Genomic DNA, 8,982 nt, shown 5'->3' on the forward strand with positions numbered 1-8,982 from the left:
GGCCCCAGGCGAGCGAGGTCGCGGGCAGCCCGGCGGCCCGGCGGTGTACGGCGAGTCCGTCGAGGTAGCTGTTGGCGGCGGCGTAACCGCCCTGCCCGGCGGAGCCGAGGACGCCGGACGCGGAGGAGAACAGGACGAAGGCGGACAGCGGCAGGTCCCGGGTCAGCTCGTGCAGATGCCGGGCCGCGACCGCCTTCGGCGCCATGACGCCGGCCAGGCGCTGCGGGGTGAGGGAGCCGAGCACGCCGTCGTCCAGGACGCCGGCGGCGTGCACGACCGCGGTCAGCGGCCGGTCGGCCGGAAGGGCGGCGAGCAGCGCGGCGAGCGCGTCACGGTCGGCCGCGTCGCAGGCGGCCACGGTGACGTCGGCGCCTTCCGCGCGCAGGGCGGCGGCGAGTTCGGCCGCGCCCTCGGCGGCCGGCCCGCGGCGGCTGGTCAGCAGCAGGCGGCGGACACCGTGCGCGGTGACCAGGTGCCGGGCCACGAGCGCGCCCAGGTCGCCGGTCCCACCGGTGATCAGAACCGTACCGGCCGGATCGAGGCCACCGGCGGGTGCGGAGTCCGCGATGGGTCCGGTGCCCGCAGCGGGTTCAGTGTCCGCAGCGGGCCCGGTGTCCGCAGCAGCTCCGGTCTCCGCGGCGGGTCCGGTGTCCGCGGCGCGTTCCAGTCGGGGCACGAGTATCTGGTCGCCGCGCAGGGCGAGTTGGGGTTCGCCCGTGGTGAGGGCGGCGGGCAGGGCGGCCCAGGCGGCGGCGCTGCCGTCCAGGTCGGCCACGACCACCCGGCCGGGGTACTCGGCCTGGGCGGCGCGGGCCAGCCCCCACACCGCCGACCGCGCGGGGTCGTCCACCGTCTCGTGCGGGGTGCAGGCGACGGCTCCCGTGGTGAGCAGCACGAGCCGGCCCCGCGCGGACCGCTCGGCATCGGCCAGCCACGACCGCAGCGCGGCGAGGGCCTGCGCCGCCGGAGCGTCCGGGGCGCCGTCACCGCCGGCCGTGATCGGTACGAGGGTGCAGTCGGCGCCCGCACCGGAATGGACGCCGGCCCGGCCGACGAGTTCGTGGAGTGCGGTGGGTGGGTGGTCCGTGCCGGTCCAGGTGAGGGTGGGTGGTTCGGCGGGCCCGGTGGCGGGGCCCGGCACCCAGGCGAGGCGGTACAGCTCCGCCGGCTCGGAAGCGGGCCCGGCGCCGATGTGCCGCGCGGACGCGCGCCGCGCCGTCAGGCGGGCGACGCCGGCCACCGGGTCGCCCCGGCCGTCGGCGATCTCCATGGTGACGGTGTCCTCACCGGCCGGCGCGATCCGCACCCGCAGGCGCGTGGCCCCGCCGGCGTGCAGCCGTACCCCGGCCCAGGAGAACGGCACCGCCGCGCCCGAGCCGGAGCCCAGTCCGTCCATCGCGGCCAGGTGCTGGGCGGCGTCCCACAGGGCGGGGTGCAGGGCGAAGGCGCCGGTGCCGGTGCCGTCCGGGAGGGCGACGTCGGCGTAGAGCACGTCGCCGTCGCGCCAGGCGGACCGCACGCCCCGGAACAGCGGGCCGTAGCGCACACCCTGCGCGGCGAAGTCCTCGTACAGACCGTCGACCCGGACGGGGACGGCGCCCTCGGGGGGCCAGACCCGCAGGCCGGGTCCGGGTGCCGGGTCCTCGTCGGCGAGGGCGCCGCTCGCGTGCAGGGTCCAGCGGCCCGCGTCCGTGCCGTCGTACGGGCGGGCGTACAGGCGCAGGGACCTGCCGCCGGCGGCGTCCGGCTCGTCCAGCAGCAGCTGGAGTTCGAGGTCGTCGTCGGGGCCGAAGACGACGGGCGCGTGCAGGGTCAGTTCCCGCACCTGGGCGCTGCCCACGGCCTCCGCGGCCTGCACGGCCAGTTCCAGGGGCAGGGTGCCGGGCACGACCGTCGCGCCGAACACCTCGTGCTCGGGGAGCCACGGCACGGCGGCCGTCGAGAGCCGGCCCGTGGCCAGGTACCGGTCGCTGTCCCCGAGCCGTACCACCGGGCCGAGCACGGGGTGCCCGGTGCCGGGGCCGGTGCCGCGGGTGACGGCGCGCCGCGGCCAGTAGCGGCTGCGCTGGAAGGCGTACGTGGGCAGCGGTACGGTCCGCGCGCCGCGTCCGGCGAGGACGGCGGGCCAGTCCACCGGGGCGCCGTGGGCGTGCAGGGCGGCGACGGCGTGCAGCAGCGCGGCCTCCTGCGGCCGGTCCCGGCGCTGCGCCGTCACGACGGTGCCGCCTCCGGCCAGGCAGTCGACGGTCATCGGGCTGAGCGCGCCGAGGCCCAGCTCGACGTAGAGGGTCGCCCCGGCCTCGTCCAGGGAGCGTACGGCGTCGTGGAAGAGCACGGTGTCCCGGACGTGGCGGACCCAGTGGGCGGGCGAGCACAGGTCCTCGGCGGTCGCGGGGCGCCCAGTGAGGGCGGAGACGACGGGGACGCGCGGCGGGCGGTAGGCCAGTCCCCGCGCGACCCGCTCGAACTCGGCGAGCATCGGGTCCATGAGCGGGGAGTGGAAGGCGTGGCTGACCCGGAGCCAGGAGACGCGCCGGGCCCGTTCCTTCAGCACGGCGACCACCTCGGCCACGGCGTCGCGCTCCCCGGACAGCACGGTCGCCCGGGGCCCGTTGACCGCGGCGACCGCGACCCGGCCGCCGGCCGCGGCGAGCAGATCGGTGAGCTCCGCCGGTCCGGCCTCCACGGCGGCCATGGCGCCGCCCTCCGGCAGGGCCTGCATGAGCCGGCCGCGCGCCGCGACCAGCGCGGCGGCGTCGGCGAGGGAGAGCACTCCCGCCACGTGCGCGGCGGTGATCTCGCCCACCGAGTGCCCGGCGAGGAGGTCCGGGGCGACGCCCCAGGACTCCAGCAGCCGGAAGAGCGCCACCTCGAACGCGAACAGCGCCGGCTGCGCGTACTCGGTGCGGTCTAGCAGCGCGGCGGCCGCGGGGCCGTCCTCGGCGAAGACGACCTCGCCCAGCGGCCGGGGCAGGTGCGGGTCGAGGGCGGCGCACACCGCGTCGAAGGCGTCGGCGTAGACGGGGTGTGCGGCGTGCAGGTCCCGGCCCATGCCGACGGCCTGGCTGCCCTGGCCCGCGAAGAGGAACGCGGTCTTGTGGTCCTCGCGCGCCTGTGCGCGGACCACGCCGGGAGCGTCCTGGCCGGCGGCGACGGCGGCGAGCGCCTCGGCCGCCTGCCCGGCGTGGTCCACCAGGACGACGGCCCGGTGGCGCAGGGCGGCGCGGGTGGTGGCGAGGGACCAGGCGACGTCCAGCGGGCGGGGCGCGGGTCCGCCGGCCGCCAGGTGCGCGGCCAGCTCCCGGGCCTGGCCGCACAGCGCCTCCGGGCTCCTGGCGGACAGCGGCCAGGGCACCGGGCGGCCGTCCGGCCCGGCCGGGGTGTCCGGCTCGGGGGCGGCGGGGGGTTCCTCGATGATGACGTGCGCGTTGGTGCCGCTGATCCCGAAGGAGGACACCCCGGCCCGGCGCGGACGCCCGGAGCGGCGCCAGTCACGGGCGGCGACCAGCAGCTCCACCGCCCCGGCCGACCAGTCGACGTGCGGGGTCGGCTCGGTCACGTGCAGGGTCCGCGGGAGCCGTTCGTGGCGCATCGCCTCGACCAGCTTGATGATCCCGGCGACCCCGGAGGCGGCCTGGGTGTGGCCGATGTTCGACTTCAGGGAGCCCAGCAGCAGCGGGGTGCCGTCGGGGCGGTGCTGCCCGTAGGTGGCGAGCAGCGCCTGCGCCTCGACGGGGTCGCCGAGTTTCGTGCCGGTGCCGTGCGCCTCCACGGCGTCGATGTCGGCGGGGGTCAGGCCGGCGTCGGCGAGCGCGCCGCGCACGACCCGTTCCTGGGCGGGGCCGTTGGGCGCGGTCAGGCCGTTGCTGGCGCCGTCGGAGTTGACGGCGGAGCCGCGCACCACGGCCAGCACGCGGTGGCCGTGGCGCCGCGCCTCGGACAGCCGCTCCACGAGCAGGACGCCGACACCCTCGCTCCAGCTCGTGCCGTCCGCGTCGGCGGAGAACGACCGGCATCTGCCGCCCGGGGACAGCACCTTCTGCCGGTTGAACTCCGTGAACAGCAGCGGGCTGGTCATCAGCGTGACGCCGCCCACCAGCGCGAGCGAGCACTCGCCCCGGCGCAGCGCCTGCGCGGCCCAGTGCAGCGCCACCAGGGAGGAGGAGCAGGCGGTGTCGACCGTGACGGCCGGGCCGCCGAAGCCGAACGCGTACGCGAGGCGGCCGGCCAGGACGCTGGCGGCGTTGCCGGTTCCGACGTACCCCTCCAGGTCGTCCTTGCCGGTGGCCAGCACCCTCGGGTAGTCCTGCCCGTTGGTGCCGACGAAGACGCCGACCTGGCCGGGGGCCGCCTTCGTGGGATCGATGCCGCCGCGTTCGAACGCCTCCCAGGTGGTCTCCAGCAGCAGCCGCTGCTGGGGGTCCATGGCCAGGGCCTCGCGCGGCGAGATCCCGAAGAAGTCCGCGTCGAAGTCGGCGACGGTGTCGAGGAAGCCGCCCTGGCGGGCGTAGGTCGTGCCGGGCCGGTCCGGGTCGGGGTGGTGGAGTTCGGCGAGGTTCCAGCCGCGATCGGCGGGGAAGTCGCCGATGACGTCGGTCCCGGTGTCCAGCAGCTCCCAGAGCTGTTCCGGCGAGTGCGCGCCGCCCGGGAAGCGGCAGCTCATGGCGACGATCGCGATGGGGTCGTCGTCCGGGGCGGGCCGGTCCCCGGAGTGCGCGGGCGCGCCGTCGGCGGACCGCGCGGGCGGGCCGCCGGGGTGCGCGGAGGCGGCGTCGGCGGGCCGCTCGCCGGCGCGGGCGAGGACGTGTGCGGCGACCGCCCGGGGTGTGGGGTGGTCGAAGACGAGGGTCGCCGCCAGCCGCAGTCCGGTCGCCGCGCGCACCCGGTTGCGCAGCTGTACCGCGGTGAGCGAGTCGAGCCCGAGTTCCTGGAAGTTCTGGTCGTACCCGATCGCCCGCGCGTCGTCGTGGCCGAGGACCGCGGCGACCTCCGTACGGACGAGGTCCAGCACGAACGCGCGGCGGGCGTCCGGGTCCAGCTCGCGCAGCGCGGTGGACAGCGCGGCGGAGGGAGCGGCGGGGCCGGGGCGGTCGGGCGGGAGCAGGACGAGGACGGCCTGTCCGGCGTGCCGGTCGGCGGCGAGCCGCTCCAGCGCCTCGGCGGCCCGGTCGGCGTCCCAGACGGGTACGGACGGCGGGGGCAGCGTTCCGTCGGCGAACAGCGCGGCCAGCTCGGTCAGGGCCGCCCGGACGCGGTCCGGTCCGGTGTCGGCCAGGTCGGCCACCAGATAGGCGACGCCGGGGTGGCCGGCGGCGACCCGGCCGGCGTCGCGGACGTCCGTGCGGCCGGTCTCCACGAACCGCCCGCCGTGCGGCAGCAGCCGCAGGGTGGCGTCGGTGAACTCCCCCGTCAGGCAGTTGACCACGACGTCGGCGCCGTGGCCGCCGGTGGCGTCGAGGAGCGGGGCGACGAAATCGGGGGTGGCCGAGGAGGCGAGCTGTTCCGCGGGCAGTCCGAGGGCGCGCAGGGCGGTGCGGTGGTCGGGGGTGTCGGTGGCGAGCACCCGGGCGCCGTGGTGCAGGGCGAGCTGGACGGCCGCGCGTCCGGTGCCGCCGCTCGCGGCATGGACCAGGACCGTCTCGCCGGGGCGCAGCGCGGCGAGCGTGAACAGGGCGTGGTGGGCGGTCAGGTAGGCCAGCGGGGCCGCCGCGGCCTGGGCGAAGGTCCACCCGTCGGGGACCGGGACGGTGAAGCGGTGGTCGGTGACCGCGACGGGGCCGGCGGCGCCCCGGGGGAACAGGCCCATCACCGCCTCACCCACGGCGACACCCGTGACGCCGGCTCCGGTCTCCAGGACCACACCGGCGGCCTCGGTGCCCGGTGCCGTGCCGCCCGCTCCCTGCGGGGCGAGGCCCAGGCCGGCGAGTACGTCCCCGAAGTGCAGCCCGGTGGCACGGACGCCGACGCGGATCTCGTGCGGCGCCAGTTCGTCCCGCGCGTCGGGCGCGGGTACCGGGGCGAGACTGGCGAGGTCGCCGGGCTCCGTCACCTGGAGCCGCCACGGTGTGCCGGGCGGGTACGCGGCGGCGGTGCGCGGCGCCGGGGCGGCGTCGGCCGGCAGCCAGAACCGGGTGCGGCGGAAGGCGTAGGTGGGCAGGTCGACGCGGTGCGCGGCGCCGAAGTACCGGTCGGCGTCCAGGCGTGCTCCGCCCGCCACCGCCTCGGCGACCGCGGCGGCGAACCGGCGCGGCGCGGTGGCGTCGTCCTGGGCCGGCATGCCCACGACGACGGCGGCGGTATCGGCGGCACCCGTGGCGTCGGTGCCGCCGGTGGCACCGGCGGCACCGGCCACGGTCTCGCGCAGGGCCTCGGTGAGGACGGGGCGCGGGGCGCACTCGATGAACAGGTCGAAGCCGTCGGCGAGCATGGCCCGCGCCGCCTGCTCGAACCGTGCCGGCTGCCGCAGGCCGCGGTACCAGAACGCGCCGTCCTGGGCGGCCGGTTCCACGAGCCCGCCGGTGGCCGCGGAGTACACGGGCAGCCGTCCGGCCCGCGGCACCACCGGGGCGAGCGCGGCGGCGAGTTCCTCGCGGACCTCCTCGATCCGCGGCGAGTGGGCGGCGGCGTGGGACAGGGGGACGCGCCGCGCCGGGACGCCCTCGGCCGCGCACCGCGCGCGCAGCGCGTCGAGGTCCTCCTCGGGTCCGGCGACGGTGACGGACCGGGGCCCGTCGACCGCCGCGAGGGTCAGGGAACCACCGGTCTCCCCGAGCCACCCGCGTACGTCGTCGGGTGCCGCGGACACGGACAACAGACCGCCGCCGCCCCCGAGGGAGCCGAGCGCCCGGTTCCGCAGCACCACCACGCGGGCGGCGTCCGGCAGCGACAGGGAGCCGCTGACGGCGGCGGCGGCCAGGTCGCCCAGCGAGTGGCCCAGCACCGCGGACACGGTGACACCCGCGGCCTCCCAGAGGGCGGCCAGGGAGACCATGACGGCCCACAGCACGGGCGGGCCGGCCTCGGTGTCGTCCGGCGCCGGTGCCCCGGGCACGCCGCGCAGCACGTCGGCCGGCGACCAGCCGGTGTACGGGCGCAGCGCCTCGGCACACTCCGCGAACCGCGCGGCGAACACCGACGAGGCGTCCAGCAGGTCACCGGCCGGACCGGCCCACCCGCTGCCGGTGCCGGGGAAGACGAGGGCGGCCCGGCCGGTGCCGGCCGGGGCCCGGAGGCCGCCGGGTTCCGGGCCGGCGGCCAGCGCGTCGAGGGCCGTGAGCAGTTCCCCGCGGTCGGCGCCCACGACGGCGGTGCGGTACGGGAACGCCGTGCGGGTGCGGACGAGCGACCAGCCGATGTCGGCGGGCCGCAGCTCGGGGCGGGCGCGTATGTGGGCGGCGAGCCGCGCGGCCTGGGCGGGCAGCGCCTCGGGGCTCTTCGCGGACAGCGTCCACAGCGGGGGCAGTTCCGGCACCGCACGGCCGGCCGGGTCGAGAGCGGTCGGTTCCCGGTCGGCCGGGGCGAGGCCGGTCGGCTCGGGGGCGGTCGCCTCGGTGCCGGCCGGCTCGGGCTCCGCGGCCGGCGCCTGTTCGAGCAGGACGTGCGCGTTGGTGCCGCTGATCCCGAACGCGGAGACGCCCGCCCGGCGGGGCTCGCCGCTCTCGGGCCAGGGCCGCGCCTCGGTGAGCAGCGCCAGCGGTCCGGAATCCCAGTCCACGTGCGGGGACGGCTCGTCGGCGTGCAGGGTCCGCGGCAGCACGCCGTGGCGCATCGCCATCACCGTCTTGATCACCCCGGCGACGCCCGCCGCCGCCTGCGCGTGCCCGATGTTGGACTTCAGGGATCCGAGCCACAGCGGGCGGCCGGCCGCCCGCTCCGCGCCGTACACCGACCGCAGCGCCCGGGCCTCGATGGGGTCGCCGAGCACGGTTCCGGTGCCGTGCGCCTCCACGGCGTCGATCTGGTCCGGCCGCAGCCGGGCGTTGGCCAGGGCCTGGGCGATGACGCGTTCCTGCGCGGGTCCGTTGGGTGCGGTCAGCGCGCCGCTGGCGCCGTCCTGGTTGACCGCGCTGCCCCGGATGACGGCCAGCACCGGGTGGTTGTTCGCGCGGGCGGCGGAGAGCCGTTCGAGCAGCAGCAGGCCGGCGCCCTCGGCCCAGCCGGTGCCGTCCGCCCCGGCCCCGAACGCCTTGCACCGGCCGTCGGGCGCCAGGCCGCGCTGCCGGCTGAAACCGATGAAGGTGGCCGGGGTGGCCATGAGCGACACCCCGCCGGCCAGGGCGAGCCGGCAGTCACCCTGGCGCAGCGCCTGGACGGCGAGATGGAGGGCGACCAGCGACGAGGAGCAGGCGGTGTCGACGGTGACGGCGGGGCCTTCCAGGCCGAACGTGTAGGCCACGCGGCCGGAGGCGACGCTGCCGGCGCTGCCGGTGCCGAGGTAGCCCTCCAGGTCGTCGGCGGGGTGGCGGACGCGGCTGCCGTAGTCGTTGTACATCACCCCGGCGAACACTCCGGTGCCGCTGCCGCGGACCTGTTCGGCGGGCAGTCCGGCCCGCTCGAACGCCTCCCAGGCCAGTTCCAGGAGCAGCCGCTGCTGGGGGTCCGTCGCCAGCGCCTCCTTCGGGCTGATCCCGAAGAAGGCGGGGTCGAAGTCGGCACAGCCGTCGACGAATCCGCCGTGCCGGGTGTACGACGTGCCCGCGTGGTCCGGGTCCGGGTGGTACAGCGCCTCCAGGTCCCAGTCCCGGTCGGCGGGGAAGCCGGTGACGGCGTCGGTGCCGTCGGCGACCAGCCGCCACAACTCCTCGGGCGAGCGGACGCCGCCGGGCAGCCGGCAGCTCATCGCCACGATCGCGACGGGCTCCTGTGCGGCCTGTTCCACCTCGTCGAGCCGCCGGCGGGTCGCCTGCAGATCGGTGGTCATCCACCGGAGGTACTCGACGAGCTTCTCGTCCTCGGCCATGGAACCTCACTCGTTGTCTTGTG

At 77.7% G+C, this 8,982-nt stretch carries 1 pseudogene; it reads right to left on the reverse strand.

Going from position 1 to position 8,982, the window contains the following annotated elements:
• Positions 1-4: 4 nt before the first annotated feature.
• Positions 5-8,959: pseudogene (locus ACH4OA_RS13630) on the reverse strand (SDR family NAD(P)-dependent oxidoreductase); the annotation flags it as partial.
• Positions 8,960-8,982 lie beyond the last annotated feature (23 nt).

The organism is Streptomyces sp. NPDC017095 (assembly GCF_044332325.1).
In the GTDB taxonomy this organism is placed as follows: domain Bacteria; phylum Actinomycetota; class Actinomycetes; order Streptomycetales; family Streptomycetaceae; genus Streptomyces.